Below are 25,496 nucleotides of genomic sequence, written 5' to 3'. Positions count from 1 at the left end.
GCCGCGTTGGCGCTCCGAACCGCGTCGCCTTCGCCTTGGCATGGCGCGCGGTCGTGCCCCCGCGGGGCACTGGGTGCCGGGGGAAACACCAGCGCCTCCCGTGTTTGGAAAGGAGTGTGGATGACATCGCTGACCGACCGCTTCGGGCGGACGTTTTCCTATCTCCGGCTCTCCCTGCTGGAAGCGTGCAACTATCGTTGCAGCTATTGCCTGCCGGACGGTTTCCGCGCCATCGAGGGTAGGGCGCCCGAACTGGAAATCGACGAGATCGCCCGGCTGCTGCGCGCCTTCGCGGCATTGGGGACGCGCAAGCTGCGCCTGACCGGCGGCGAGCCGTCGCTGCGCCGGGACCTGACGCGGATCATCGCCACCGTCGCCGAGACGCCCGGCATCGACACCGTGGCGCTCACGACCAACGGATGCCTGCTGGACAAGCGCATCGACGACTGGCGCGGCGCCGGCCTGACCCATCTCAACGTCAGCGTCGATTCGCTTTCTCGCGCCCGTTTCCAGTCCATCACCGGGCACGACGACCTGCCCCGGGTGCTGGCGGGGATCGAGCGCGCGCTCGCCCTGCCGGCGCCAGCGGTGAAATTGAACGCCGTGTTGCTGCGGGGCCTGAACGACGACCAGATGCCGCTGTGGCTCGATTACATCCGCGAGCGGCCGGTGGCGATCCGCTTCATCGAGCTGATGCAGACCGGCCAGAACGCCGAGTACTTCCAGCGCCATCATCTGCGCGCCGAAGCGCTGGAGAATTCCCTGGCCGACAGCGGCTGGTCGCCGTGTCCGCGCGCGCCGGGGGCCGGCCCCGCCCGCGAATATGCGCACCCCGGCTATCGCGGGCGCATCGGCGTGATCGCGCCCTATTCGAAGGATTTCTGCGCCGGGTGCAACCGCCTGCGCGTCACCAGCCAGGGCGAGCTGCGGCTTTGCCTGTTCGGCAACGTGGGGATTCCGCTGCGCCCGCTTCTCCAGCGCGACGACCAGCAACCACTGTTGCGGGCCACGATCGCCCGCCAGCTCGGCATCAAGGCGATCGGGCACGGCCTGCATGGCGGCGATACCGGCCTGACCCCTCATCTCGCCGCCATTGGAGGTTGAAAGCTGATGAAAGAAAAGATCGACTCCCCGCCCGGCGGATTCCACATGGCCGACGTGCGCCGCAAGCGCGCGACCGAGCGCCGCGCGGTGGCGGTGGGCGAGTTGCGGGCCGGCGATGCGTTCGCCCTCGTCGTGGAGAAACGGCTGCCCAAGGGCGATGCCATGACGATGGCCGAGGTCGCCGGCCTCCAGGGCGCCAAGCAGGCCAGCGCGCTCATGCCGCTGTGCCACCCATTGTTGCTGGAGTACGTGGATGTCCGTTGCGTCCCGGTGGCCGAACGCCAGGCGATCCGCGTGTATTGCGAAGTGGCCACCCTTGCCCGCACCGGCGTGGAGATGGAAGCGCTGGCCGGCGTCAACGCCGCGCTGCTGACGCTCTACGACCTCACCAAGCCGGTCAAGCCCGACCTCACCATCGATGACGTGCATCTGCTGTTCAAGGAAGGCGGAAAGAAGGGCCTGTGGATCTGCCCGCAATCGCTCACGGAAGAGGAAACACGCCATTACCGCCCACGCAAGGAGCCGCGCCTCGATGACGTTTCCGCGCACGTGGTGACGTTGAGCGACCGCGCCCACGCCGGGATCTATGCCGACGAAGCCGGCCCGCTCGCCGTGGCGCGGCTCACCGCGCTGGGCGCTCGGGTGGGCCAGCACCTGCTGCCGGACGATCGCGGCGCGCTCGGCGCCCTGCTCTCCCGGCTGAGTGATGAAGGCACGCAACTGGTCGTGTGCACCGGCGGCACCGGGCTGGGCGCGCGCGACCTCACGCCGGAAGCCCTGGTCGATGTCGCCACACGGCGTGTACCGGGGTTGGCCGAACTGTTTCGCAGCGCCAGTGCTGCGCACACCTCGCTGGCATGGCTGAGCCGCGCCGAAGCGGTGCTGTTGGGAGACATGCTGGTCATCGCGCTGCCCGGCAGCCCGCGCGCGGTGAAACAAGGCATGGATATCCTCGCGCCGCTGCTGGCGCACGCGATCGCCATGGTGCGCGGGGAGCCGCACCCATGATGCCGGTACACCAGGCGCGCGCGTTGATCGAGGCCCATGCGCGGGCATTGCCGGGCGAGTGCGTATCCATCGACGACGCGCCCGGCCGGGTGCTGGCCGAGGACGTGCGCGCGACCCACGCCCTGCCGCCCTTCGACAACAGCGCGATGGATGGCTTCGGCCTGCGCGTGGCGGCCGGCGTGGTGCCCGCCGGCACCGCGCTGCCGGTGTCCGCGCGCCTGGCCGCGGGCGATGGCGCAACGGTGCTCGCCCCCGGCAGCGCCTGCGAAATCATGACCGGCGCGCGCGTCCCGGCCGGGTGCGACAGCGTGGTTCCGGTCGAGCAGGTGGACGTGCTCGACCGCGATGCCGACGGCGTGCCGCGAACCATCCGACTGTGCGCGGACGTGGCGCAGGGCCAGCACGTGCGCCGAGCCGGCGAGGATGTCGCGGCGGGCGCGATCCTCGCCCCCGCGGGCGCCTGGGTGACGCCGGCGCTCGCCATGCTGTTGCGCGGCGCGGCGGCGCATCGCGTACCGGTGGCGCGCCGCCCCCGCGCGGCCTTGCTCAACACCGGCCGCGAGCTGGTGGACGACGAGCGGCCCTTGCGCGAGGGCGAAATCCGCAACACCAACGGGCCGTACCTGGAGGCTCGGCTGCGCGAGGCCGGCGCCGAGGTGGTGCTGCGCGAAACCGTGGGCGACGAGACCATGGCGTTCGTCGAGGCGCTCGGGCGCGCGCTGGCGGCGGGGGCCGAGGTCATCGTCAGCACCGGCGCGGTGTCGATGGGGCATTACGACTTCATCCCCGATGCGTTGGTGGCGATGGGCGCGCGCATCCACTTCCACAAGCTCAGGATGCGGCCGGGAAAACCGCTTCTCTTCGCGCAACTGCCCGGCGGCGCCCTGTGTTTCGGTTTGCCGGGCAACCCGGTGTCGAGCGCGGTCGGCCTGCGCTTCTTCGTCGAACCGGCGCTGCGCCGCATGCTGGGCATGCCGGCCGAGCGGCCGCTCATGCTGCCGCTGGCCGCGCCGGTGGCCGGGAAACCCGGCTTCACGCGTTACCACAAGGCCGATGTCGGGATCGATGGCGGCGGGCAGGCGCGCGTGCATTCCCTGCACGGCCAGGAATCCTTCCGCATCCGTCCGCTGGCGCTGGCCAACGCCTGGCTGGAGCTTCCCGAATCCGCCGAAGGGTTCGACAGCGGCGTTCTGGCGCCGGTGTGGCCGCTTACCCATTGCCATCCTTTTTGGAGCCAGACGCCATGAACGCCATCGAACTGCAACTCTTCGGCGTGTTCCGCAGTTGGGAGCCCACCGCGCGCCTGCGCCTGCCGCTCGCCGCCGGCGCGCGCATCGGCGAGGTGCGCGCCGCGTTGGCGGAATACGCCGCCGCCCACTGGCCGCCTTTGGCGCACGATGTCCTGGCCCAGTCCGCGTTCGCCGATGCCAGCCGCGTTCTGCGCGATGACGATGCCGTTCCGCATGACGGGGCGCTCGCCGTCCTGCCGCCGGTCAACGGAGGCTGAGCCATGCCCGAGGCCCGTATTTCGGTTCACGTGCTGGATGCGAGTTCCGCCAGGCCCGACCCCGCGCAGGCGCTGGATTTCGTCACCGACGAAGCCTTCGGCGGCCAGTCGCTCTTCGTGGGGCGGGTCAGGCGCCACACCCGGGGCCGCGCATGCACCGGCATCGCCTACGACATGTTCGACGCATTGGCGCTGGTGCAATTCCGCGCCGCCGCCGAAGCCGCCATCGCGCGTCACGGCCCGCTCATGCGGATCTACGTGGCCCACGCCAAGGGCGCGCTGGACGTCGGCGACGTCGCGGTGGTCGTGGCCGCCGGCAGCCCGCACCGCCACGAAGCGTTCCTGGCCTGCCGCGAGGTGATCGAGCACGTCAAACACCGCTCGCCGATCTGGAAACAGGAGCACTACGTCGATGGCAGCAGCGAATGGAGCGAAGGCTGCTCGCTCTGCGACGCCGACCACGCCGACCGTCCGCCGGCGACGCCCGTCGCCGGGGCGGATGCCGGGCACTGCGATCACCCGCATGGAGACCCCCCATGAAAGTGCAACTCACCGACAAAGCCTTGCGCTGGCGCATCGACGAACGCGAACTCGCCGCCCTGTTGGCGGGCGATCCGGTTTCGCTCGCCCCCTGCGCCGGTGCGCTCGGACTGGCCTGCCTGCTGGCCCTGAGCGACGACGACACGCCCCGCTTCGACCCGACGGCCGGGCGCTGGTCGCTGCGACTGCCGCGCGCGCTGGTGGAGGCGCACGTGGCCACGCTGCCCAGCCGGGAAGGGGTGCGCGTCGATATCGGCGCGCTGTCGTTCCTGTTCGAGGTGGACGTGCGCGAGAGCGTCCGCGCCGGGCGGTCGCGCGCCCCGGCGCGATGAACTTGCGCTGCGCCGGCTTCAGTCCCGGAGGATCGCGCGCGCCAGGGCTTCCAGCCGGGCGATGTCCATCAGATGGACGTCGCGCTGATGCACTTCGATCAGGCCGTCGTTGCTGAACTTGCGGATGATCCTGCTCACGGTTTCGGGCGCGATCCGCAGATAGTTGGCGATATCCGCACGCGTCATGGCGAGGTTGAAGCGGTGGGCCGAGAATCCGCGCGCGAGATAGCGTCGCGACAGCACCACGAGGAACGCGGCCATCCGCACCTCGGCCAGGGAATCGACCGCCAGCATCGATGATTTGCCGATGTCCATGCTGAGCAGCTTGAACAGGTGCTGTTGCAGGCCCGGCATCTTCGCCGCCAGCGTGGCGAGTTGCGGAAACGAGAACCGGCAGAGCGTCACCGTGTCCAGGGCGACCGCGTTGCAGGGAAACCGGGCGGCGTGGATCGCGTTCAGGCCGATCACCTCGCCGGGTAGATAGAAGCCCAGCACCTGTTCGTTCCCCGCCGGGTCGACGATGAAGGTCTTGACAGCCCCGGCGCGCACCGCGGAAATCGCATTGAAGGTGTCGCCTTCCCGGAATATGTACTGCCCGGCGTGGTAAGGGCCAATGTGATCGACCAGCACGTGCAATGCCGCCAGATCCTGCTTGGCGTAGCCCTCCGACAGGCATGCCTGGGAAAACGCGCAGGTCGAGCAGAACGTGAATTCGTCGCCGTCATCGGCGGCGGCGGGGTTCGGGCACCGGGTGCCGGCGGGCGATAAGGCCGGGAACATGCGGGGGAAGGGGAGGCGCGCGCGGCGGGTTCGAAGGCGTCTAGGATAACGTGTGCGGGTCAAATAGGCTGGCAATCGCGCTCGAGGCCAGCCGCGCGATGGGGTCGAGAACGATTCGGTTCCCCGCCCAGGCGAGCGAGCCATCCACGAATAGAGGCGCCAGCCGGGTCAATTCCCCGTCGAAATAGCGGCGGAATTCGATGTGGTACCAGTGTTCGAGGCGATCCGCGTCGATGTACCCGTGACACATGATTTGCTGGAATATCCGCGCGCGCAACTGGTCCTCCTCGTTCAGCACGAGCCCGCGCGCCACCGCGCGGCTGGCGCTGTCGATGCGGCGCTCCCAGTCGGCCGGATCCTCGGGGTTCTGCGCGTAGCACCTGCCAAGCTGGCTGATGGCGCCGACGCCGAAGCCGACCAGATGCGTGGTGCCGTGCGCGCCGAAGCCGAGCACGTCGCGATGGATATGCCCCGAGCGCTGCGCCCTCAGCAGCGGGTCGTCTTCCAGGGCGAAGAGCTCCCCGCCCACATGGTGGTAGCCGGCCTCGCCCAGTCTGTCCGCGGCCGCGCAGAGCAGCCGTGCGTGCTGCCTGTGCCGCGCGTCACTTTCCTTTTCGCTGTTTCGGTTTTTCGGCTCCCCGCAATAACGCAGCACCACGCGTTCGGGTCTGGCCGCGATCACCGCGTCGAGCAGGGCGGCGAACGTCGCGTCGTCCTGCCCGGGCATCGCATAAGGCACTTCCATGCGGATGTTGGCGAATCCGGCCTGCCGCGCGGTATCCAGTTGCCGGGCAACGGCCTCGCGCAGGTGCGCCGCGTTGGCATGGCTGGCCAGGGCGCCAAGGCCGATGCCGATGCGATTGAAACCCAGCGCGGCCCATTCGTTGACGCGGACGGCGCGCGTCTCGCCGTCGAGCGTCATGGCGAGGTCGAGGTCGCCACGGCGATGCAGGTGCAACTGGTGGAACAGACTGTCGAGCAATTCCTCGACCTGGGCCGGCGTCATCCAGCGCGTCATTCCCGGCGCGAGATTGACCCGCACCACGTCGCGGTCGCGGTCGAACAGGCTGGCGACCAGGCCAAGCTCGCGGATCAGCCGATCGCGGTAGAGCGCGGCGGGATTGGCGTCCTCCTCGCCGATGGCGGGGGGAGGGTGGCAGAAGCTGCCCCGGTAGCGCGCGGGGACATCGAAATGCAATGCCAGCCGCGCGGGAATCGGGTCGCCATTGCTGGTGTGGATCGCCGCCTTGAATTGGGCGTCGTTCAATTCGCCGAAATCGCGTGGCGGCGGATACAGCGCGCGGCGGCCGCCGCCCAGTGTCAGGATGCGCGACAGCCGGGAGACTGCCTTGTCTGCTGTCGTCATGATGGCCTCATGCATGCGGAGTGGTCATCGGCAGGGGAAAGACGCGGCCGGTCAGCCACAACCGCAGCTGCCGCAGCAACGCTCGCCGCCGGGCGCGGCCACCCGCATGGACAGGCCGGCCTCGCGGATGGCCGCGTCCAGCCGCTCACGGTCGATGTCGCCGCGCACGAGCACTTCGCCGCTGTATTCGTCGATGAGCACTTCGGCGTCCGGGTCCATGCGCCGGAGCAGCTCGCGCAATCCGGCGAGCGTGGCGGCGGTGGGCGTCGAGGGGGAGGGCGATGGATTCATGTCGGTCGATGAAGGATCGGGAGCTTCAATCTTCGGGAGCGTCATCATGGGCCGCATTGATAAAGGTCAAACAGGGATGTACTCGCCGTGGATAGACTGCGAACCTCCCCACTGTTTACCCGTGATGGATCATTTCGACGATCTCCTGGCCAGCGCCCGGGCGCGGCCCGAACCGCAGAGGCTGCTACTGGTGTTCACCCGCGCTGAATGCCCCGCCGATGCCGGCGCCGAGGCGCGAAGCGCCTTCGAACGCGGAGAGGGCGGCGCGCTTGCGCCGGTGGTTTGCGTGGACAAGCGGCCGGAGGAGATCGCCTCCTTTCAGGCGCTTCTGGAGGAGTCGCGCGGGATCGCCCCGGACTGGCGCATCCTGTTCGTCGCCGCGATGGAAGGCCGCGGCGGCCACGCGCCCAATGCCGACGAGGCCGTCCAGCCGTTGCGGATGATGGTCGAGCAGATCAAGGGCGGTCACATCGCGCGCTTCCTCGCCGTGAATACCGGCGGGCGGCTGGTGGCCCTGGCCCGGACGTAAGCCGGGCGGCGTCGCCGGGCTGAGCCTGGAGCGCTAATTTGCGAAGCCCCGGATGCACGCCCCGGGGCTTCTTCCGTGTCGTTTCATTACGGGGTCTTGGCGTCCGGCTGGGGCGGCTGCGCCGGGCTGTCGTACCCCAGCAGCACGATCTGCCGTTGCACGGCCGGGCTGCGCAGGTGATGCAGAAAACCGCGCGCGGCCGGATTGTCGCGTCCACGCGTCAGCAGTACGGCGCTCTGCACGATCGGCGCGTGCCAGTCGGCGGGCACCAGCCAGCTCGAACCAGGTTGGGTGCGTTGCGCTTCCAGCACCATGGAGCGAGGCACCAGGCCAAGCGGCGCCGCGCCGCTGGTCAGGTACTGCATGGTCTGCCCGATGTTTTCGCCCATGACCAGCTTCGGCTTCAGCGCCTCCCAGCGGCCGATGTGGCGCAGCGACTCGCGCGCGGCGGCGCCGTAGGGCGCGAGTTCCGGGTTGGCGATGGCCAGCCGGGCGATGTCGCCCTGGCGCAGCGTCGCCTCGCCGTCGCGAAAGGCCGCGGGGTCGCGGCTCCAGAGCATCAGCCGTCCCACGGCGTAGTCGAACAGGGTGTCGCGGACCGCCAGCCCTTCGTCCACCAGTCTGCGCGGGGTGGTGTCGTCGGCCGAGAGGAAGGCGTCGAACGGAGCGCCATGCTTGATCTGCGCATACAGCTTGCCGGAGGAGGCGCTGCTGATTTCGATGCGGTGGCCGGTCTGGCGCCGGTAGTCGTCGGCGAAGCGGCGGGCCGGTTCGGCGAAGTTCGCGGCCACCGCGAGCCGCGCGCTGCCGGATTCCACCTGGGTGGTTTGTTGCGCATGGGCGTATCCCATGACCAGGCAGGCATAGGTGGCCATACCGGCCACGAGACGTTTGAGCGAGCGTTTCATCGATACTCCTGGAAAACGGGTGGGTGGGGAATGTCGAACCGCATGGGCCGGGACGAAGCCTGGCCCGCGTGCCTTGGCTGTCGCCACCGTGGCGGCGGGAATGGCCGGCCAGGCGGGCCGGCATCCACGATCAGCGCCGTATCATTCGTGCGGGTCCTCGCAAGTGAAGAAATCGACCGCGCCGGTGGCAAGCTCGTAATCCGCCCCGACGATGCGCAGGCCGCCCTGGCGTTGGGCGTAACGCAGATAGTCGGAATGGCTGAGAAGACTCCGCATGGTGGCGCGCACATTGGCACGGATCGCCTGTCGCATGCACGCATCGTTCGCCGCTCCCGCGCAGTCGTCGATGACCGGCCGGACGCCGGGCGCGATGCGATCCACGATCGTGCGCAGGGCCGGGCTGGTGTCGGCCGGGGTCAGGCAATGGTTCAGCGTCGCGCGCACCGCCCCGCAGTTGGAGTGGCCGAGCACGACCACCAGCGCGATACCGTACTGCTCGACCGCGAACTCGATGCTGCCCACCTGGGACGGCGCGGCGATGTTGCCGGCGACCCGGATCACGAACAGGTCGCCCAGCCCCTGGTCCAGGACGAACTCGGCCGGCGCGCGCGAATCTGAGCAGCCCAGGACGACCGCGAAGGGGCGCTGCACCCGCGCATGCTCGTCGCGGCGGGTGTGGCTGAGTAGCGCCTCCAGGCTGACGACGTGGTCGACGAAGCGCCGGTTGCCCTCGCGCAGCCGCGCGAGGGCCTGGTCGGCGTCGAGCTGCGGCCCCCGCATGTCAGGGCGTCTTCCGCGCGGCCTGCATGATTTCGGGCAGATCGGTGTCCCTGGCGATGTGCGGGTGACGCGCGAGGTCCATGCGGCGAATGGCGAAATGCATCCATGCCAGCGACGCGCTGACCAGCACGAACAGCAGCATGAAGCAGCTCGACCAGATACCTATCGCATCGTTTATCGCGCCGAACATGATGGGCAGGAGGAAGCCGCCAAATCCGCCGATCATGCCGACCACGCCGCCCACGGAACCCACGTTGTCCGGGTAGTAGGCGGGGATGTGCTTGTACACCGCCGCCTTGCCCAGCGACATGAAGAAACCCAGGATGAAGACCAGGATCGTGAAGGGCACCACGCCCATCGCCAGGCGGAACTCGATCGGCCCCTGGGCGCCATCCACGATGTAGCGGGTGGGCGGATAGGAGAGCAGGAACGTGCAGGCCGCCGATACGCCCAACGTCCAGTACATGACGCGCCGCGCGCCGATCTTGTCCGACAGCCAGCCGCCGACGATCCGGAACAGGCTGGCCGGGATCGAATAGAAGGCGGCGATGGTGCCCGCGGTCTTGACGTTCAGCCCGTAAGCGCCGATGAGATAACTCGGCAGCCACAGCGCCAGCGCGACGAACGCGCCGAACACGAAGAAGTAATACAGCGAGAAGCGCCAGACCTGGATGTTGCGCAAGGGGCGCATCTGCACCGCGAAAGGCACCGGCTTGACGCCTTCGGCCTTGCGCCGGGTCAGGCCCGGGTCGTCCTTGGCGAACACGAAGTAGAAGATCGCGGTCAACGCGAGGCCGGCCGCCCAGAAGCGGGCCACGCCTTGCCAGCCGTAGGCCACCATCACCATCGGCGCGAGCAGCTTGGTCACGGCCGCGCCGACGTTGCCGGCGCCGAAAATCCCCAGCGCGGTGCCCTGTTTTTCCTGTGGAAACCACTTCGACACATAGGCCACGCCAACCGCGAACGAACCGCCGGCCACGCCCACGGCCAGGGCGGCCAGTAGGAATTGCACGTAGGTGTGCGCGTAGGTCAGCATCCAGGTGGCCAGCGCGCCGCAGAGCATGACCAGGCTGAAGACGACCCGGCCGCCGAATTGTTCGGTCCAGACCCCCAGAAACAGGCGGACGAGCGAGCCGGTGAGGATGGGCGTGGCGGCCAGCAGGCCGAACTGGGTGTCGTTCAGGCCCAGGTCTTTCTTGATCTGGATGCCGATGATCGAAAAGATCGTCCACACCGCGAAGCAGACGGTGAACGCGAATGTGCTCGACCACAGTGCGCGGTTGCGCTGGCCGGGCGTGACATTGGCGGTAAGGGTATTCATGTTGGAAATCTCCGTGTTTCAGCAGGGGTTGGCTGCACCGCGTCGCGCGTACATCCACCAATTGAGTGCCACGTTGAAGGCGAAGAACACGGTCAGACCGTGGAAGACCGGCGCCGCCCCGCGGGAAGCGCCGAAGGCCCAGGCGAACAACATGCCGAAAAGGAATGGGCCATACGCGGCGATCGCGGCGGTGAAGCCGATCACGCCCGCGGCCTGGCGTGGGGCGAACAGCATCGGCATCTGTTTGAACGTGGACGCGTTGCCGACGCCGGCGAAGAAGAACAGGGCCAGCATGGCGGCGACGAACTTCGGGAAATCCGCGAGCGATGCCGGCGACGCGAACAGGGCGACCAGCCCGGTGCATACGACCATGCCGATGCCCGCCCAATGAGTCACTCGCGCGCCGCCGAGCTTGTCCGACAACGGCCCGGCGAGCACCCGCGCGAGAGAACCCACCAGCGGCCCCCAGAATGCCCACTTCAATGGATCGGGTGCGTTTTCAAAACCGCCGAAACCCTGCTTGATGAGCAACGGAAAGGTGGCGGCCAGGCCCGAGAACCCGCCGAAGGTCATGATGTAGAGCGAAGTCATCGACCAGGTATGGCGCGACTTGAAGATATCGAACTGCTCGGCGAAGTTGGCCTTGACCGGCACCGATTTCAGCATCAAGAACGCCGTCACGCCGAAGACCAGCACGAACGGGATGAACACCGCCGCCGCGTTCTGCATGTAGACCTGGCTCTCGACGCCGTTCTTCACCAGCGTCTGGCTGTCGCCCATGAAGGCGGCTCCGCCCAGCATGGCGAAACCGATGACCCACGGCGTCACGAACTGCACGACCGACACGCCAAGGTTGCCGATGCCGGCCTGGATGGCCAGCGCCGTGCCGAGCAGGCGCTTGGGAAAGAACAGGCTGGTCGAGGGCATGAACGAGGAGAAATTGCCCCCACCCAGCCCCGCCAGGAAGGCCAGCAGCATCAGCATCCAGTAAGGCGTCGCCGGGTTCTGGACGGCGAAGAACCAACCCACCAGCGGAAACAGCAGCGACAACGTGGAGAGGCTGACCACGTGGCGGGTGCCGTACATCGGCGTCAGGAACATGTGGATGAGGCGCAGCGTGCCGCCGGCCAGCCCCGGCATGGCGGTGAGCCAGAACAACTGGCTGGGCGTGAATTGGAAACCGACCTGCGGCAAGCGCACCACCAGGGCCGACACCAGGAACCAGGCGACGAAGGCCAGCGTCAGGTTCACCGTCGTCAATATCAGCGTCCGCCAGGCTATCGTGGAGCCGCCCTCGTTCCAGAAGGTCGAATCCTCGGGTTGCCAGCGCGCGAGCCACGTCCCGGATGGATGCGCGGCGGAGTCTCGGTTGATCGTCATGTAATGCCTTGAATTTACTTTCGTGATGGTCGGTGACGATGATCCGCACTCACGTGGCGCTGAAATTTGACGACCATCAAGTTCATGGGCCGTCGCGCTTGATGTACATCAAACCGGGCAATGTTCGTGGCGAGGCGCTTGGTGCATGCGGTGGATAGGCGCGATTGGGTGGCCGGTAAGACGCTTGCGGCGATGCCACCGAAGCGCGTTCGGTCGCCCGTCGGGTCGAGGTCGATCGTTATGGTGGGCAGTCCGAAAGCCGGGGCTGGCAGGGCGGCTACGAAGGCGTCGATATCAACATCCCACTACTCGATGCCGCATGACCTGCCGGTTGGTTTGTCGTCGATCCGTTTGCCCGTTCGGGGCGGTGTTGCGCGTCGGCGCCCCGATGCTCGAAGCCCGATTGCCATTCGACCTCCGGGTCGAAATGGCGAAAGAGTGCTCCATTAATGGGGTGGGAGTTTTATGCCCGGTCTCAAGACCGGGCGGATGACGATTGGCTGCCCGAGTGGCGGACGGTTTGGTTCAAGGCGCGATCTCGATCCCTTCGACCCCATATCGTTCGGCCAGGATGTGCAGGTACTGGTGCAGCGCGTTCTGCCGGGTCTGCGTTTCCAGGTAGGAGGCGATGCGGTCGCGCGCTTCGTCGTAGCGCATCGGTGCGCCCTCGATCCGTTCCAGCACTTCCACGACGTGGTGCCCGTAGCGGGTTTCCACGGTGAGTCCGGCCAGTCCGGGTTTCAGCATGAATAGTTGGCGGTCGAATTCCGGCACGGTGTCGCCGCGTTCGATCCAGCCCAGTTCGCCGCCCTCGTCGCGGGAGGGGCAGGCGGAGTGGCGCATGGCCAGTTCGATGAAGTGCTCCGGGGCTTGTTTCAGCGCGCCGATCAGTTCTTCGCCCAGTCGTTGCGCGCGGTGGCGCGCCTGCACCTGCGCGGGCGGCGCGGCCAGCAGGATGTGCCGTGCGCGGATGCGGTCGGGGTGATGCAGGTGCGTGCGGTTGGCGTCGTAGTAACGGCGGATCGCGTCGGCATCGGCTTCGGGCGCGTCGATGGCATGTTCGATGAGGACGCGAACGCGGGCTTCGTCCTCGGTTTCGCCGGCCAGCGGTTCCACCGGCAATGCCAGTCGTTGGCATTCGCGGCGCACCAGTTCGCGGATCGCCAGGGTGGCGGCGGCGGCCTGGCGCGCGGCATGCGGGTCGGCCGCGCGGTGGAACTGCATTTCGCGCGCGATCTCCGCCTCGTCGATCGGTTCGCCGGCGACGCGCACGTAGACCGGCGCCGGACCGGGCGGGGCGGTGGCGGCGGTCTGTCCATGCGCGTTGGCTTCCGCCGTCTGGGCGCTTGCCCGGGCGGCGGCGTCCGACAAGGCGCCGGCATCCATGACCAGCGGGATGATGCGGTCGCGCATGGGATCAGTTTCCCGGGTAGCGCAGCGGGCGCTGGCGGCGGCGGACGATCTGGTACGAGCGGGTGAGATAGCCCAGCGGCAGCGACCAGACGTGCACCAGCCGGGTGAATGGGGTGATGAGAAGGAGCGTCAGGCCCAGCGCGACGTGCGTCTTGAACACCCAGTGGGCGTCCCAGATGTACTGGGTCGCGTCCGGACGCATCGACACGATGGCTTGCGCCCAGTGCGCCAGCCGCATCATCTGTTCGCCGTCCATGTGGCCGCGCGAGATGTTGATCGACCACATCCCCAGCAGCAGTTGTGCGAGCAGCAACAACAGCAGCAGCGAGTCGCGCCAGGTGCCGGTGGCCCGCACCCGGGTGTCGAACAGGCGGCGGGAGATCAGGATCAGCAGGCCGAACAGGCACAACACGCCGAAGAAGCCGCCGATGGCCATCGCCATGAGCTGTTTCTGGCCGGGTTGCAGGAACCAGGCGTACCAGGCGTGCGGGGTGAGCAGGCCAACCAGGTGGCCGCCCAGGATGGCGAGGATGCCGACGTGGAACAGGTTGCTGCCGACGCGGTGCCATTTGCCGCCGGAGAGCAATTGGCTCGACCCGGCGCGCCAGGTGTAGGCGGCATGGTCGAAGCGCATCCACGAGCCGACCAGAAACACCGCGAGCGCGATGTAGGGATAGATCTGGAAGACGAAGACGTCGAAGAGGGGGACGATCGCCGGTTCCGCGGCTTCGGCGGTGATCGGGGTCATCATTCTGGGTTCTCCAAGGCGTTGGTGCGGCGCGCGCCTTGCGGCAGGCGGTGGGGCGGATCGCAGTTCTCGCCGGGGGCGTCGGGGCCGAAGCGTACGGCTTCCTCCTCCCAGACGCGATCCATGATTTCGGGGGTGTCGTCGCGCGCTTCGCCGGCCACGCGCTGGCGCAGGGTTTCGAGATCGACCCGCCCGGTGGCGAGTTCCACCAGGGCTTCGAAGAGCGCGGCGTAGGGGCTTTCGCGCTGCCCGGCGCGGGCGGCCAGCAACGACAGGATGTGGCCGATGTGGTGCAGCCATTCGCGCGCCTCGTCGGCCGGCCGCAGCGACAGGTATTCCAGCACCACCGGCAGGTAGTCCGGGAGCTGCCGAGCTTCGAGTTCGAAGCCGTTGCCGCGATAGGTGGCCAGCAGGTCGACCATCGCCTGGCCGCGGTCGCGCGATTCGCCGTGGATGTGCTCGAACAGCAGCAGGCTCATCGCCCGGCCGCGGTCGAACATCGACAGCCAGCGTTCCTGCGCGTCCATCGGTTCGGTGGCCAGCAACTGGTCGATGAAGGCGACGAGCGCGGCGCGGCGCTTGGGCGAGAGGCCTGGGTCGTCCGCCGCCGCGCGCAGTTCGTCGCCGTGCCGCCACAGGTCGTCTTGCGGATAGTCGAGCACGACGGCGATGAGCTTCAGCGATTTCATGCGGGTTCGCGCTCCACCGTCTGGCGCGCCGGCGGCACATGGTAGGTCTGGGTGGAGCGGCCGCCGAACAGCGCCTCGGCCGGGCTGGAGGGCGAGCAGCCGTTGCCGAAGGTGAAGCCGCAGCCGCCGCGCTCGCCGAAGGCGTCGTTGGCGTATTCGCGGTGGGCGGTGGGAATGACGAAGCGGTCTTCGTAGTTGGCGATGGCGAGGTAGCGGTACATCTCCTCGGCCTGGGCGAGGCTCAGGCCGGCTTGTTGCAGCACCTCCAGGTCTTCCACGCCGTCCACGTGCATGGCGCGGCGCCATGCGCGCATCGCCAGCATGCGTTCCATGGCGCGCACCACCGGGGCTTCGTCGCCCGCGGTCAGCAGGTTGGCCAGGTAGCGCACCGGGATGCGCAGCGACTTCACGTCCGGGATTTCCCCGTTCATGCCGATGCGGCCGGAATCGGCGGCGGACTGGATGGGCGAAAGCGGCGGGACGTACCAGACCATCGGTAGGGTGCGGTATTCCGGGTGCAGCGGCAGCGCGAGTTTCCAGTCGATCGCCAGCTTGTAGACCGGCGATGCCTTGGCCGCCTCTAGCCAGCTGTCGGGGATGCCCTCGGCGCGCGCGGCCTCGATCACCTTGGGATCGTCCGGGTCGAGGAAGATGTCCAGGTGCGCCTGGTACAGATCCTTTTCGGAAGGCGTGGAGGCGGCTTCTTCGATGCGGTCGGCGTCGTAGAGCATCACGCCCAGATAGCGGATGCGGCCCACGCAGGTTTCCGAGCACACGGTGGGCTCGCCCATTTCGATGCGCGGATAGCAGAAGATGCATTTCTCGGATTTGCCGCTCTTCCAGTTGTAGTAGATCTTCTTGTACGGGCAGGCCGAGACGCACATCCGCCAGCCGCGGCACTTGTCCTGGTCGATCAGTACGATGCCGTCTTCCTCGCGCTTGTAGATGGCGCCGGAAGGACACGAGGCCACGCACGCGGGGTTGAGGCAGTGCTCGCACAGCCGGGGCAGGTACATCATGAAGGTCTTCTCGAACGCGCCGTAGATCTCGCGCTGGACGCCTTCGAAGTTGTAATCCTTGGCGCGCTTGGCGAACTCGGTGCCGAGTATTTCCTCCCAGTTCGGGCCCCAGTGGATCTTCTGCATGCGCTCGCCGGTGATCAGCGAGCGGGGCCGGGCGGTGGGCTGGTGCTTGCCTTCCGGGGCCTGGTGCAGGTGCTGGTATTCGAAATCGAACGGTTCGTAGTAGTCGTCGATCCGCGGCAGGTCGGGGTTGGAGAAGATCTTCGCCAGCATGCGCAGGCGCCCGCCGGCTTTCAGGCCGACCTTGCCCGAGCCGTCGCGCACCCAGCCGCCGTTCCACCGCTGCTGGTTCTCCCATTCCTTGGGATAGCCGATGCCCGGTTTGCTTTCCACGTTGTTGAACCAGGCGTACTCGACGCCTTCGCGGCTGGTCCACACGTTCTTGCAGGTGATCGAACAGGTGTGGCAACCGATGCACTTGTCCAGGTTGAGCACCATCGCGATCTGTGCGCGGACTTTCATTACGCCACCTCCTTCTGCGCCGGCACGGGTTCGCCATCGAGCCAGTCGATCTTGTCCATCTTGCGCACGATCACCAGCTCGTCGCGGTTGGTGCCGACCGTGCCGTAGTAATTGAAGCCGTAGGCCAGTTGCGCGTAGCCGCCGATCATGTGGGTCGGCTTCACCACCACGCGCGTCACCGAGTTGTGGATGCCGCCGCGGGTGCCGGTCACTTCCGAGCCGGGCGTGTTGATGATGCGTTCCTGCGCGTGATACATCATCGCCATGCCGTTCTTGACGCGCTGGCTCACCACCGCGCGCGCGGCGATGGCGCCGTTGACGTTGAACAGCTCGATCCAGTCGTTGTCCTCGATGCCGGCCGAGCGCGCGTCGTCCTCCGACAGCCAGACGATCGGCCCGCCGCGCGAGAGCGTCTGCATGATGAGGTTGTCGCTGTAGGTGCTGTGGATGCCCCATTTCTGGTGCGGGGTGATCCAGTTCAGCACGATCTCCTTGTGGCCGTTCGGTTTCGCGCCGAGCAGCGGCTTGACGGTCCGGGTGGTGATCGGCGGGCGGTAGCCCATGAAGCTCTCGCCGAAATCGCGCATCCATTCGTGATCTTGGTAGAACTGCTGGCGGCCGGTGAGCGTGCGCCAAGGAATCAGCTCGTGCACGTTGGTGTAGCCGGCGTTGTAGCTGACGTTCTCGTCCTCCAGGCCCGACCAGATCGGCGAGGAGATGATCTTGCGCGGTTGCGCCACGATGTCGCGGAAGCGGATCGCTTCGTGCTCCTTGCCCTCGGCCAGGTGCGTGTGGCTGCGGCCGGTGAAGCCTTCCAGCGATTTCCAGGCTTTCACCGCGACGTGGCCATTGGTTTCCGGGGCCAGGTGCATGATGGCCTCGGCCGCGTCGATGGCCGTTTCCAGCCGTGGCCGCCCCAGGCTGACGCCCTTTTCGGTCACTTCGTGGTTGAGGCGGCCGAGGAATTCGACTTCGTGCGTGGTGTTCCAGCTCATTCCCTTGCCGCCGTTGCCTTGTATGTCCAGCAGCGGGCCGAGCGAGGTGAACTTCTTGTAGAGGTTGGGGTAATCGCGCTGGACCACCACCATGTTCGGCGCGGTCTTGCCGGGCACGAGGTCGCACTCGCCCTTCTTCCAGTCGCTGACGCCGTAGGGCATGGCGATTTCGTTGGGCGTGTCGTGCAGGATCGGCACCAGCACCAGGTCTTTTTCCACCCCCAGCACGCCCGGCGCCAGGTCGCTGACGGTGCGGGCGATGCCCTTGAAGATGTCCCAGTCGCTGCGCGCCTCCCAGGCCGGGTCCACCGCTTTCGACAGCGGGTGGATGAACGGGTGCATATCCGAGGTGTTGAGGTCGTTCTTTTCGTACCAGGTGGCGGTGGGCAGAACGATGTCGCTGTAGAGCGCGGTGGTGCACATGCGGAAGTCGAGCGTGACCAGCAGGTCGAGCTTGCCCTCGGGGGCTTCGTCGCGCCACTTCACTTCCTCCGGCTTGGCCGCGCCGCGCTCGCCCAGGTCCTTGCCCTGCACGCCGTGGCGGGTGCCCAGCAGATGCTTCAGCATGTATTCGTGGCCCTTGCCCGAACTGCCCAGCAGGTTGGAGCGCCAGATGAACAGGTTGCGCGGGAAGTTTTCCGGGGCGTCGGGGTCGGAGAAGGCGAAATCCAGGCTGCCGTCCTTCAGCTTGCCGGCGGCGTAGGCGGCCGGCGCCACGCCGGCGGCTTCGGCCTCGCGCGCCAGTCGAATGGGGTTGGTGTTGAGTTGCGGGATGGACGGCAGCCAGCCCATCCGCACGGCGCGCAGGTTGTAATCGGCCAGCGAGCCGCTGTACTTGGCCTTGTCGGCCAGCGGGGAAAGGATTTCCTCGACGTCCAGTTTTTCGTAACGGTACTGGCTGGAGTTGAAGTAGAAGAACGAAGTGCCGTTCATCTGGCGCGGCGGTTTGCTCCAGTCCAGCCCGAACGCGACGGGCAGCCAGCCCGATTGCGGGCGCAATTTCTCCTGGCCCACGTAGTGCGCCCAGCCGCCGCCGGTCTGGCCCACGCAGCCGCACATCACGAGCATGTTGATGAGCCCGCGATAATTCATGTCGTTGTGGTACCAGTGGTTCATCGCGGCGCCGACGATGATCATCGAGCGGCCGCGGGTCTTGTCGGCGGTGCGGGCGAACTCGCGGGCGATGCGGATGACCTCCGCGCGCGGCACCCCGGTGATCGTCTCCTGCCAGGCGGGGGTGCCGGGCAGGTTGTCGTCGTAACTCGCGGCGACGTTTTCGCCGCCGAATCCGCGATCCACGCCGTACTGCGCGAGCAGCAGGTCGTAGACGCTGGCGACCGCCCATTCCCGCCCGTCGGCCAGGGTCAGCCGCTTGATGGGGATATTGCGCTCCAGCACGTCGTCGAACTTGGACTCGGTCCAGTATTCGTTTTCGATGCCGCCGAAGTAGGGGAACGAGACCGCCTCGATCGCATCGGCATGGTCCTTCAGGCTCAGCCGCAGGCGCGTGTCGCGGCCGGCGCTGTCTTTTTCCTCGATGTTCCACTTGCCCTGCTCGCCCCAGCGGAAGCCCACCGACCCGTTGGGGACGGTGATCTCGCCGGTGGCGTCGTCGTAGGCCAGCGTCTTCCAGTCGGGGTTGTTGGACTCACCCAGCCCGCCGAGGTCGGTGGCGCGCAGGAAGCGCTCCGGCACCAGGCGGCCATCGGCGCGCTCTTCCAGCCGCACCAGCATCGGCATGTCGCTGTACTGTCGGCAATAGTCGGTGAAGTAGGGCGATGGATCATCGACGTGGAACTCGCGCAGGATGACGTGGCCGAAGGCGAAGGCCAGCGCGGCGTCGGTGCCCTGCTTGGGGTGCAGCCAGTGGTCGGTGAGTTTGGCGACCTCGGAATAGTCGGGCGTGATCGCCACCGTCTTGGTGCCGTTGTAGCGGGCCTCGGTGAAGAAATGCGCATCCGGCGTGCGCGTCTGTGGGACGTTCGAGCCCCAGGCGATGATGTAGCGGCTGTTGTACCAGTCGGCCGATTCGGGCACGTCGGTCTGTTCGCCCCAGACTTGCGGGCTGGCGGGCGGCAGGTCGCAGTACCAGTCGTAGAAGGAGAGGCAGGCCCCGCCCAGTAGTGACAGGTAGCGGGCGCCGGCGGCGTAGCTCACCATCGACATGGCGGGGATGGGTGAGAAGCCCACCACGCGATCCGGCCCCCAGTGTTTCACCGTGTGGAGGTTGGCGGCGGCGATGATCTGGTTGACCTCGTCCCAGGTGGCGCGGACGAACCCGCCCATGCCGCGCTTGGACTTGTAGCTTTTCGCCTTTTTGGGGTCCTGTGCGATGCTGGCCCAGGCGTCCACCGGGCTCATCGTCTTGCGCGCCTCGCGCCACAGTTTCAAGAGCGCGCTGCGGATCAACGGATACTTCACCCGGTTGGCGCTGTAGAGATACCAGGAATAGCTGGCGCCGCGCGGGCAGCCGCGCGGTTCGTGATTGGGCAGGTCGGGGCGGGTGCGCGGATAATCGGTCTGCTGGGTTTCCCAAGTGACCAGGCCGTTCTTGACGTAGACCTTCCAGCTACAGGAGCCGGTGCAGTTCACGCCATGGGTTGAGCGCACGATCTTGTCGTACTGCCAGCGCTGGCGGTAGCTGTCTTCCCAGCTGCGGTCTTGCTGTTTGGTCACGCCATGACCATCGGCGAACGGCTCGGATGCGTGTTTCAAGAAGTTCAGCCGGTCGAGGAAATAACTCATGTATTCAAGGTCTCGTGCGATGGCGGCGACAGTGTCCGTGCTGGGCTGGAGGTCTTCCTTGACATACATCAAAGGCGATTGGGGCGAATATCCTCGGCATTCACGAAAATACCGACAATGAGAATCAATACCATTTATTGCCGCGTGTCGGGGGAAGCGGCATCGAGCCGATTGCGCGCACGGGCGCGAGCGCATGGGAAAATGCGCCAGCCGATGTTTCGATCCATATCGATTCGCGGTGTCCGCGTATTCCGAAAACCTTACCGCGATAGCGCCGGGCGATCACGGTTAAATGAAAATGGTCGCCCGCATCAAATGGGAAATGATCGTGTCGTGTGATGTCCCCGCCCGGCCTCGTCCGCTGGCGCTCGGAGTGCTCGCCGGTGGGCGCGGCAGCCGGCTCGGCGGCGTCGATAAAGCCTGGATCGAGATCGATGGGCATCCCCTGGTGTTGCATTGGAAGGCGCTCGCGGATCGGCTGGGCCTGCCGCTTCGAGTCAGTGCCAATCGCGATACGCATCGCTTCCTGGACTACGGCCTGACCGTCTGGCGGGACGATGCGGAGGACCTCGGCCCCGTATCGGGACTGCATGCGCTTTCGCGGTCGGTGGCGCGCGGCGGTGGTTTGCTCACCGTGCCGGTGGATGCCCTGGGGCCGGTCGATACGGTGCTTCAGGCGTTGCTGCGGCATGGCCCCGGCCACTACGCCCGGGATGCCACCGGCATTCAACCACTCGTCGCGTATTGGGACGCATCGCGCCTGCGGGCGCTTGCCGGCGAAGCGCTGCGGGCAAGGCGTCTGGCGGTGCGCGACTTGCTGTCGGCCGCCGGGATGGCGCCGGTCGTGTTTGCGGATATCGAAATCGAAAACCTCAACACGCCCGACGATCTGGCGCGCACCGGCGCGCGGCTGCCGCGTTGAGCGGGCGGTGGTGCGCCAATGTCGGCCAACGGCGCGTTGGCGAGCGTGCCGTGCTCGGGTGCGCGTCGTATCGTTGCCGGCGATGGGGGCGTGGATACGCTTCCCCGCCCAGGTGCGCACCGTGGAAGGTTTAAGATGGCCGCCCATTGGGTGCCGCTCGTCGACAAGGGCCATGTACGGATTCCTACTGTTACTGCATGTGCTGGGCGCGAGCGTGTGGGTGGGTGGACATCTCGTGCTGGCGCTCGGGGTGCTGCCCGGTGCGCTGCGCGAGCGCGACGTGGCGGGGCTCTTGGCGTTCGAATCGCGCTACGAAAAAGTGGGAATGCCGGCGCTGGCCGTCCAGGTCGTCACGGGCCTGTGGCTGGCATGGCGTTTCCTGCCGGAGCCGATGCAATGGTTCGACGCATCCACGCCCATCGCGCGGTTGATTCTGGCCAAACTGATCCTGCTGGGGCTGACCGTGGTCATCGCCCTGCACGCCCGCCTCCGCGTGATTCCCGTATTGGATGGCCGGCGTCTTCCCGCCATGGCCGGGCATGTCGTTGCCGTGACCATACTCTCGGTGCTGTTCGTGGTGGTGGGGCTGTCGGCCCGGGCCGGCTGGCTGGCGTGAGAGAGGCGACGCATGCGGGCTGTTGAGGCCATCGTCCTGACCGCTGCTCCTTCGCCACTGCTCCTGGCGATATGGGTGACGTTGAAGCTGGCCACCCTGGCCACGCTGATTCTTCTCGTCATCGGCATGCCGCTGGCGTGGTGGCTGGCGCGCACGCGTTCGGTGCTGCGCATTCCCATCGGCGCGCTGGTGGCATTGCCGATGGTGCTGCCGCCGACGGTGCTGGGGTTCTATGTGCTGATCGGCCTGGCGCCTTCCGGGCCCATCGGCCAACTTACCGAAGCCTGGGGGCTGGGCACGCTGGCCTTCACCTTCGAGGGGCTGCTGATCGCCTCGATCCTGTATTCCTTCCCTTTCGTCGTGCATCCCTTGCAGGCTGGCTTCGCCTCCATTTCCCCCACCGTGCTAGAAGCATCCGCGACGTTGCGCGCCTCGCCGCTCGACCGCTTCTTCACCGTCGTGCTGCCGCTCGCGCGCCCCGCGCTGGTGACCGCGACCCTGCTGGGGTTCGCGCACACCATCGGCGAATTCGGCGTGGTGTTGATGGTGGGCGGAAACATCGAAGGCGAGACGCGCGTGCTTTCCGTGCTGCTCTACGATCAGGTGGAGGCGATGGCCTATGGCGAAGCGCATCGCCTGGCGGCGGGACTGCTGCTCTTTTCGTTCGCCCTGCTGCTGTTGATGCAATGGATGGGCCGGCGCACGGCGGTGGGCCATGCCTGAGGCCGCCATCGTCCTGGACGTGCGGGTCGGCCACGGCGCGTTCGAGCTGGCGGTGGACGCGCGCCTGCCGGCGACCGGCACCACGGTGATCTTTGGGCCATCGGGCTGCGGCAAGAGCACGCTGCTGCGCGCGATCGCCGGGCTGGAGCCGGCCTGCCAGGGAGCCATCTCGGTGGCCGGCGAGGAATGGTTGTCCGGCCGACACCGACTACCCGCCCACAGAAGGGCGGTCGGCATGGTGTTTCAGGATGCGGCATTGCTTCCGCATCTGTCGGTCGAGAAGAACCTGCGCTACGGGTGGACGCGCGCCGGACGTCCCGCCGGCGCGATGGAACGCTGGATCGACCGCCTGGATCTGTCCGCCATGCTCGCGCGCGCGCCGCGCACGCTGTCCGGCGGCGAGCGCCAGCGGGTCGCGCTGGCGAGAGCCCTCGTGACCGCGCCCCGCCTGCTTTTGCTCGACGAACCACTGAGCGCGCTGGACGAGGCCCGCCGCAAGGACGTACTGCCGAGCCTGGAAGCGGTTCGCCGGGATGCGGGAATCCCAATCCTCTACGTGACCCACTCGGTGGAGGAAGTCTCGCGCCTGGCCGACCATCTGCTGCTGATGGAAGCCGGGCGCATCCTCGCCGATGGCCCGGCATTGGCGCTGCTCAACCGCCCCGACCTGCCCCTGGCGCTACGCGACGATGCGGGTGTGGTGATCGAGGCCGAGGTGGAAGAACGCGATTCGCACGGCCTGCTGACGATGCGCAGCCCGGCCGGACGCTTCCATGCCCACGGGCCGCACAGCCCCGGCAGCCGTCTGCGCCTGCGCATCCAGGCGCGCGACGTCAGTCTGGCGCTCCAGCGCCACGAGGATTCCAGCGTGCTCAATCTCCTGCCCGCGACCATCACGGACTTGACCCCCCTGCCCGAAGGACAGGTCCAGGCCGCCCTGCGAGTCAACGGTTGCCGGCTGCTGGCCCGCCTTTCCCATCGATCCGTCGAAACGCTGTCGCTGGGCGTCGGCAAGGACGTATGGGCGCAGGTGAAGGCCGTCGCGTTGCTGCTCTAGCGGCGGAAAGACCGCCCGCCCGCTGGGTGGCCGGCTCGCACGACGCCGACCACCCGGGACGACGGCCGGAGGACCCGCGGCGGGGCGGGGTGTGAGAGGTATCGTGCCAGCGCTCCGCGGACTCTCGCAGGAGCTGCTCGCCAGGAAGGTGGGTTGCGCGAAGCGCCGCAAGCGATCTATGCCAGCCAAGAGGTGGCGCGCCTGGAGGGATTCGAACCCCCGACCAACGGCTTCGGAAGCCGCTACTCTATCCGGCTGAGCTACAGGCGCCCGGATCAACACTTGCTGTGGATGCGACATGCCCCTGGCCGCCGCTTCCGCGATGTGGCGCGAAGCCCATTGGCCGGCGCGTCGCGGGCGCCGTTCAAGAGAACGATGGCCCACAGGGCGGCAAGTGTAGCCGTTTGCCGCCGCGATGAGAAATCCCGCCTTCAGGCGTCGCCGACGATGTCCGGGCGCTCGTCCGCGCCCAGCCACTTGTACAGGCCGCCGCCGATCGCCGCGCCAATGAACGGCGCCAGCCAGAACAGCCAGAGCTGGGAAAGCGCGCCGCCGCCGGCGAACATGGCCACGCCGGTGGAGCGTGCCGGGTTCACCGAGGTATTGGTGATCGGGATGCTGATGAGGTGGATCAAGGTCAGGCCCAGGCCGATCGCGATCGGGGCGAAGCCGGCGGGCGCGTGTCGGTGGGTGCTGCCGAGGATGATGATCAAGAACATCGCCGTCATCACGATTTCGCAGACCAGCGCCGCCGCCATCGTATAGCCGCCCGGCGACAGGCTGCCGTAACCGTTGCTGGCGAAAGCGCCAGCGGTTGCCGGCTGGCCGATGGCGGCTTGCGCGATTGTCGCGCCGTTGCCGGTGGCCAGGAAGTAGAGCAGGGCGCCGGCCGCCAGGCCGCCCAGCACCTGGGCGATCATGTAACCCGGCAGATCCCTGGCGGGAAAGCGTCCGCCGGCCCACAGGCCAAGGCTCACCGCTGGGTTGAAGTGGCCGCCCGAGACATGGCCGAAGGCGTAGGCGCCGGTCAGCACGGTCAGGCCGAAGGCCAGCGAGACGCCGACAAGACCGATGCCGAGCGGGTTGCCGTCGCCGCCGAACTTGGCCGCCAGCACCGCGCTGCCGCAGCCGCCCAGCACCAGCCAGAACGTGCCGATGAATTCGGCCGTCAGTTTCCGGGTCCGTGTCATGCCCTTGTCCTGTCGTGATCGTGAACCGGCGCACCATAGCCGAACGTTTCCGATTTCGAAGTGAAGACGGAAGGAGCGGCTTCCACGCTGCTACGCTTTGCGAATGGGAGACCAACGACATGACGCCCCGGCCGTGGCGGCACCGCCGTGGCGGCACAAGCTGAAGGGCTATCTGCGGCTGATGCGCGCCGACCGGCCGATCGGCTGGCTGCTGCTGCTGTGGCCGACCTGGTGGGGCCTGTGGCTGGCGGCGGAAGGCGTGCCGGACTGGCATCCGCTCCTGGTGTTCTCGTTCGGCGTGTGGCTGACGCGCGCGGCCGGCTGCGTGATCAACGACTATGCCGACCGCTGGCTGGACGGCTCGGTCGAGCGCACCCGGGATCGGCCGCTGGCGACTGGCGAGGTAAGCGGGCGCGAGGCGCTGATCCTGTTCGCGGTTCTCATGCTGCTGGCCTTCGCGCTGGTGCTGACGCTCAACCGCCTGGCCATCCTGATGAGCGTGGCCGGCGTGTTCCTGGCCGCCAGCTATCCCTATTTGAAGCGCCATACCTATCTGCCGCAGGTGTATCTGGGCATGGCCTTCGGCTGGGGCATCCCGATGGCGTTCGCGGCGATCCGCGGCGAGGTGCCGTCGCTGGCCTGGCTGCTTTACATCGCCAACATCCTGTGGGCGAGCGCTTACGACACCTGGTACGCCATGGTCGATCGCGAGGACGACTTGCGCATGGGCGCCAAATCGACCGCGATCCTGTTCGGCGAGATGGATCTGGTGGCGCAGGGCGTGCTGTACGCATCGATGTTCTTCGCCCTGTGGCTGGTCGGGCAGCGCGCGGGAATGGGTGCGTATTACTGGGGTAGCCTGTTGGTCGCGGCGCTCTTGGCGCTGTACGAGTTCCGTATCGCCCGCGCCCGCGAACGCGCCGCCTGTTTCCGCGCCTTCCTGCACAACAACTGGGTGGGAATGGCGATCTTCGCCGGCATCGCGCTGGATTTCGCCTGGCGCTGAGG

The 25,496-nt window shown here is 67.4% G+C and carries 25 protein-coding genes, 1 tRNA gene and 1 riboswitch; of the genes, 12 read left to right on the top strand and 14 right to left on the bottom strand.

Annotated elements, in window-relative coordinates; translation table 11 throughout:
- Positions 1-3: 3 nt before the first annotated feature.
- Positions 4-131: riboswitch (molybdenum cofactor riboswitch) on the top strand.
- From moaA to EBB59_RS03835, 6 genes are all read left to right on the top strand, one after another.
- Complete coding sequence (gene moaA, locus EBB59_RS03860; protein WP_122100833.1) at positions 121-1,104, top strand: GTP 3',8-cyclase MoaA; 984 nt, start codon at positions 121-123, stop codon at positions 1,102-1,104. (Overlaps the previous riboswitch by 11 nt.)
- Before the next feature lie 6 nt (positions 1,105-1,110).
- Positions 1,111-2,112, top strand: coding sequence for a bifunctional molybdenum cofactor biosynthesis protein MoaC/MoaB (gene moaCB, locus EBB59_RS03855; protein ID WP_122100832.1), 1,002 nt, complete (start codon positions 1,111-1,113; stop codon positions 2,110-2,112).
- Positions 2,109-3,359: a molybdopterin molybdotransferase MoeA gene (locus EBB59_RS03850; protein ID WP_122100831.1), complete on the top strand. Its 1,251-nt coding sequence runs from the start codon at positions 2,109-2,111 to the stop codon at positions 3,357-3,359. The genes moaCB and EBB59_RS03850 overlap by 4 nt, the downstream gene beginning before the upstream one ends.
- Complete coding sequence (locus tag EBB59_RS03845) at positions 3,356-3,619, top strand: thiamine biosynthesis protein ThiS (protein WP_122100830.1); 264 nt, start codon at positions 3,356-3,358, stop codon at positions 3,617-3,619. Before EBB59_RS03850 ends, EBB59_RS03845 begins: the two co-directional genes overlap by 4 nt.
- Before the next feature lie 3 nt (positions 3,620-3,622).
- Positions 3,623-4,159, top strand: a complete 537-nt coding sequence (locus EBB59_RS03840; RefSeq protein WP_122100829.1) for a molybdopterin synthase catalytic subunit — start codon at positions 3,623-3,625, stop codon at positions 4,157-4,159.
- Positions 4,156-4,491, top strand: coding sequence for a hypothetical protein (locus EBB59_RS03835; protein WP_122100828.1), 336 nt, complete (start codon positions 4,156-4,158; stop codon positions 4,489-4,491). Before EBB59_RS03840 ends, EBB59_RS03835 begins: the two co-directional genes overlap by 4 nt.
- A gap of 18 nt (positions 4,492-4,509) precedes the next feature.
- Here EBB59_RS03835 and EBB59_RS03830 read toward each other — a convergent pair whose 3' ends face one another.
- From EBB59_RS03830 to EBB59_RS03820, 3 genes are read right to left on the bottom strand one after another with little or no spacing between them, the layout of a single operon-like run.
- Positions 4,510-5,271 carry a helix-turn-helix domain-containing protein gene (locus EBB59_RS03830; protein WP_122100827.1) on the bottom strand — a complete coding sequence of 254 codons (762 nt, stop codon included), beginning with the start codon at positions 5,269-5,271 and terminating at the stop codon, positions 4,510-4,512.
- A 40-nt stretch (positions 5,272-5,311) separates the two neighbouring features.
- Complete coding sequence (locus EBB59_RS03825) at positions 5,312-6,637, bottom strand: oxygen-independent coproporphyrinogen III oxidase (protein ID WP_147455497.1); 1,326 nt, start codon at positions 6,635-6,637, stop codon at positions 5,312-5,314.
- Positions 6,638-6,688: 51 nt separating this feature from the next.
- On the bottom strand, positions 6,689-6,928 hold the full coding sequence (locus EBB59_RS03820) for a hypothetical protein (RefSeq protein WP_147455496.1): 240 nt from the start codon (positions 6,926-6,928) through the stop codon (positions 6,689-6,691).
- On the opposite strand from EBB59_RS03820, the gene EBB59_RS03815 reads away from it, so the two are divergent.
- Positions 6,927-7,457, top strand: coding sequence for a ribonucleotide reductase subunit alpha (locus EBB59_RS03815; RefSeq protein ID WP_245979000.1), 531 nt, complete (start codon positions 6,927-6,929; stop codon positions 7,455-7,457). The two genes, EBB59_RS03820 and EBB59_RS03815, sit on opposite strands and share 2 nt — an antisense overlap.
- A gap of 86 nt (positions 7,458-7,543) precedes the next feature.
- On the opposite strand, the gene modA is transcribed toward EBB59_RS03815, so the two are convergent.
- The 9 genes from modA to EBB59_RS03770 form a co-directional block, all read right to left on the bottom strand.
- A complete protein-coding gene (gene modA / locus EBB59_RS03810) occupies positions 7,544-8,365 on the bottom strand; it encodes a molybdate ABC transporter substrate-binding protein (protein WP_122100823.1) in 822 nt (273 codons plus the stop codon).
- 141 nt (positions 8,366-8,506) lie between these two features.
- Positions 8,507-9,145, bottom strand: a complete 639-nt coding sequence (locus EBB59_RS03805; RefSeq protein WP_122100822.1) for a carbonic anhydrase — start codon at positions 9,143-9,145, stop codon at positions 8,507-8,509.
- A gap of 1 nt (position 9,146) precedes the next feature.
- A complete protein-coding gene (locus EBB59_RS03800) occupies positions 9,147-10,466 on the bottom strand; it encodes an MFS transporter (RefSeq protein ID WP_122100821.1) in 1,320 nt (439 codons plus the stop codon).
- Positions 10,467-10,484: 18 nt separating this feature from the next.
- The gene (locus EBB59_RS03795) at positions 10,485-11,846 is read right to left on the bottom strand and encodes an MFS transporter (protein ID WP_122100820.1); all 1,362 of its coding nucleotides are present in this window, start codon (positions 11,844-11,846) and stop codon (positions 10,485-10,487) included.
- 525 nt (positions 11,847-12,371) lie between these two features.
- Positions 12,372-13,259, bottom strand: coding sequence for a peptidylprolyl isomerase (locus tag EBB59_RS03790; protein WP_122100819.1), 888 nt, complete (start codon positions 13,257-13,259; stop codon positions 12,372-12,374).
- A 4-nt stretch (positions 13,260-13,263) separates the two neighbouring features.
- Complete coding sequence (gene narI, locus EBB59_RS03785) at positions 13,264-14,010, bottom strand: respiratory nitrate reductase subunit gamma (RefSeq protein WP_245978998.1); 747 nt, start codon at positions 14,008-14,010, stop codon at positions 13,264-13,266.
- Positions 14,007-14,696 (bottom strand): nitrate reductase molybdenum cofactor assembly chaperone, encoded by a 690-nt coding sequence (gene narJ, locus EBB59_RS03780; protein WP_122100817.1) that lies wholly within the window; start codon positions 14,694-14,696, stop codon positions 14,007-14,009. Before narJ ends, narI begins: the two co-directional genes overlap by 4 nt.
- A complete protein-coding gene (gene narH, locus EBB59_RS03775) occupies positions 14,693-16,240 on the bottom strand; it encodes a nitrate reductase subunit beta (RefSeq protein ID WP_122100816.1) in 1,548 nt (515 codons plus the stop codon). The genes narJ and narH overlap by 4 nt, the downstream gene beginning before the upstream one ends.
- A complete protein-coding gene (locus tag EBB59_RS03770) occupies positions 16,240-19,980 on the bottom strand; it encodes a nitrate reductase subunit alpha (protein WP_122100927.1) in 3,741 nt (1,246 codons plus the stop codon). The genes narH and EBB59_RS03770 overlap by 1 nt, the downstream gene beginning before the upstream one ends.
- 292 nt (positions 19,981-20,272) lie before the next feature.
- Between EBB59_RS03770 and mobA the strand changes: the two genes are divergently transcribed.
- From mobA to modC, 4 genes are all read left to right on the top strand, one after another.
- Positions 20,273-20,902 carry a molybdenum cofactor guanylyltransferase gene (mobA, locus tag EBB59_RS03765; RefSeq protein WP_122100815.1) on the top strand — a complete coding sequence of 210 codons (630 nt, stop codon included), beginning with the start codon at positions 20,273-20,275 and terminating at the stop codon, positions 20,900-20,902.
- A gap of 172 nt (positions 20,903-21,074) precedes the next feature.
- Complete coding sequence (locus EBB59_RS03760) at positions 21,075-21,518, top strand: CopD family protein (protein WP_122100814.1); 444 nt, start codon at positions 21,075-21,077, stop codon at positions 21,516-21,518.
- Positions 21,519-21,530: 12 nt separating this feature from the next.
- Complete coding sequence (modB, locus tag EBB59_RS03755; protein ID WP_122100813.1) at positions 21,531-22,241, top strand: molybdate ABC transporter permease subunit; 711 nt, start codon at positions 21,531-21,533, stop codon at positions 22,239-22,241.
- Complete coding sequence (modC, locus tag EBB59_RS03750) at positions 22,234-23,298, top strand: molybdenum ABC transporter ATP-binding protein (RefSeq protein WP_122100812.1); 1,065 nt, start codon at positions 22,234-22,236, stop codon at positions 23,296-23,298. The genes modB and modC overlap by 8 nt, the downstream gene beginning before the upstream one ends.
- 193 nt (positions 23,299-23,491) lie before the next feature.
- Here modC and EBB59_RS03745 read toward each other — a convergent pair.
- Positions 23,492-23,568, bottom strand: a tRNA-Arg gene (locus EBB59_RS03745).
- Positions 23,569-23,729: 161 nt separating this feature from the next.
- Positions 23,730-24,488 (bottom strand): aquaporin Z, encoded by a 759-nt coding sequence (gene aqpZ / locus EBB59_RS03740; protein WP_122100811.1) that lies wholly within the window; start codon positions 24,486-24,488, stop codon positions 23,730-23,732.
- Positions 24,489-24,591: 103 nt separating this feature from the next.
- On the opposite strand from aqpZ, the gene ubiA reads away from it, so the two are divergent.
- Complete coding sequence (gene ubiA / locus EBB59_RS03735) at positions 24,592-25,494, top strand: 4-hydroxybenzoate octaprenyltransferase (protein ID WP_122100810.1); 903 nt, start codon at positions 24,592-24,594, stop codon at positions 25,492-25,494.
- Positions 25,495-25,496: the final 2 nt, after the last annotated feature.

The organism is Solilutibacter pythonis (assembly GCF_003697345.1).
GTDB classification, from domain to species: domain Bacteria; phylum Pseudomonadota; class Gammaproteobacteria; order Xanthomonadales; family Xanthomonadaceae; genus Solilutibacter; species Solilutibacter pythonis.
The sequence above is the reverse complement of the archived record's forward strand: the minus strand, read 5'-3'. Positions and strand labels throughout refer to the sequence as shown.

Excerpts from the sequence above, each read along its gene's own strand:
- moaA (WP_122100833.1), top strand. The coding sequence starts at position 121 with ATGACATCGCTGACCGACCGCTTCGGGCGGACGTTTTCCTATCTCCGG.
- mobA (WP_122100815.1), top strand. The coding sequence starts at position 20,273 with ATGAAAATGGTCGCCCGCATCAAATGGGAAATGATCGTGTCGTGTGAT.
- modC (WP_122100812.1), top strand. The coding sequence starts at position 22,234 with ATGCCTGAGGCCGCCATCGTCCTGGACGTGCGGGTCGGCCACGGCGCG.
- EBB59_RS03815 (WP_245979000.1), top strand. The coding sequence starts at position 6,927 with ATGTCGGTCGATGAAGGATCGGGAGCTTCAATCTTCGGGAGCGTCATC.
- narH (WP_122100816.1), bottom strand. The coding sequence starts at position 16,240 with ATGAAAGTCCGCGCACAGATCGCGATGGTGCTCAACCTGGACAAGTGC.
- EBB59_RS03820 (WP_147455496.1), bottom strand. The coding sequence starts at position 6,928 with ATGAATCCATCGCCCTCCCCCTCGACGCCCACCGCCGCCACGCTCGCC.
- EBB59_RS03850 (WP_122100831.1), top strand. The coding sequence starts at position 2,109 with ATGATGCCGGTACACCAGGCGCGCGCGTTGATCGAGGCCCATGCGCGG.
- modB (WP_122100813.1), top strand. The coding sequence starts at position 21,531 with ATGCGGGCTGTTGAGGCCATCGTCCTGACCGCTGCTCCTTCGCCACTG.
- narI (WP_245978998.1), bottom strand. The coding sequence starts at position 14,010 with ATGATGACCCCGATCACCGCCGAAGCCGCGGAACCGGCGATCGTCCCC.
- modA (WP_122100823.1), bottom strand. The coding sequence starts at position 8,365 with ATGAAACGCTCGCTCAAACGTCTCGTGGCCGGTATGGCCACCTATGCC.
- EBB59_RS03795 (WP_122100820.1), bottom strand. The coding sequence starts at position 11,846 with ATGACGATCAACCGAGACTCCGCCGCGCATCCATCCGGGACGTGGCTC.
- EBB59_RS03840 (WP_122100829.1), top strand. The coding sequence starts at position 3,623 with ATGCCCGAGGCCCGTATTTCGGTTCACGTGCTGGATGCGAGTTCCGCC.
- EBB59_RS03805 (WP_122100822.1), bottom strand. The coding sequence starts at position 9,145 with ATGCGGGGGCCGCAGCTCGACGCCGACCAGGCCCTCGCGCGGCTGCGC.
- ubiA (WP_122100810.1), top strand. The coding sequence starts at position 24,592 with ATGGGAGACCAACGACATGACGCCCCGGCCGTGGCGGCACCGCCGTGG.
- moaCB (WP_122100832.1), top strand. The coding sequence starts at position 1,111 with ATGAAAGAAAAGATCGACTCCCCGCCCGGCGGATTCCACATGGCCGAC.
- aqpZ (WP_122100811.1), bottom strand. The coding sequence starts at position 24,488 with ATGACACGGACCCGGAAACTGACGGCCGAATTCATCGGCACGTTCTGG.
- EBB59_RS03830 (WP_122100827.1), bottom strand. The coding sequence starts at position 5,271 with ATGTTCCCGGCCTTATCGCCCGCCGGCACCCGGTGCCCGAACCCCGCC.
- EBB59_RS03760 (WP_122100814.1), top strand. The coding sequence starts at position 21,075 with ATGTACGGATTCCTACTGTTACTGCATGTGCTGGGCGCGAGCGTGTGG.
- EBB59_RS03770 (WP_122100927.1), bottom strand. The coding sequence starts at position 19,980 with ATGAGTTATTTCCTCGACCGGCTGAACTTCTTGAAACACGCATCCGAG.
- EBB59_RS03825 (WP_147455497.1), bottom strand. The coding sequence starts at position 6,637 with ATGACGACAGCAGACAAGGCAGTCTCCCGGCTGTCGCGCATCCTGACA.
- EBB59_RS03845 (WP_122100830.1), top strand. The coding sequence starts at position 3,356 with ATGAACGCCATCGAACTGCAACTCTTCGGCGTGTTCCGCAGTTGGGAG.
- EBB59_RS03790 (WP_122100819.1), bottom strand. The coding sequence starts at position 13,259 with ATGCGCGACCGCATCATCCCGCTGGTCATGGATGCCGGCGCCTTGTCG.
- narJ (WP_122100817.1), bottom strand. The coding sequence starts at position 14,696 with ATGAAATCGCTGAAGCTCATCGCCGTCGTGCTCGACTATCCGCAAGAC.
- EBB59_RS03835 (WP_122100828.1), top strand. The coding sequence starts at position 4,156 with ATGAAAGTGCAACTCACCGACAAAGCCTTGCGCTGGCGCATCGACGAA.
- EBB59_RS03800 (WP_122100821.1), bottom strand. The coding sequence starts at position 10,466 with ATGAATACCCTTACCGCCAATGTCACGCCCGGCCAGCGCAACCGCGCA.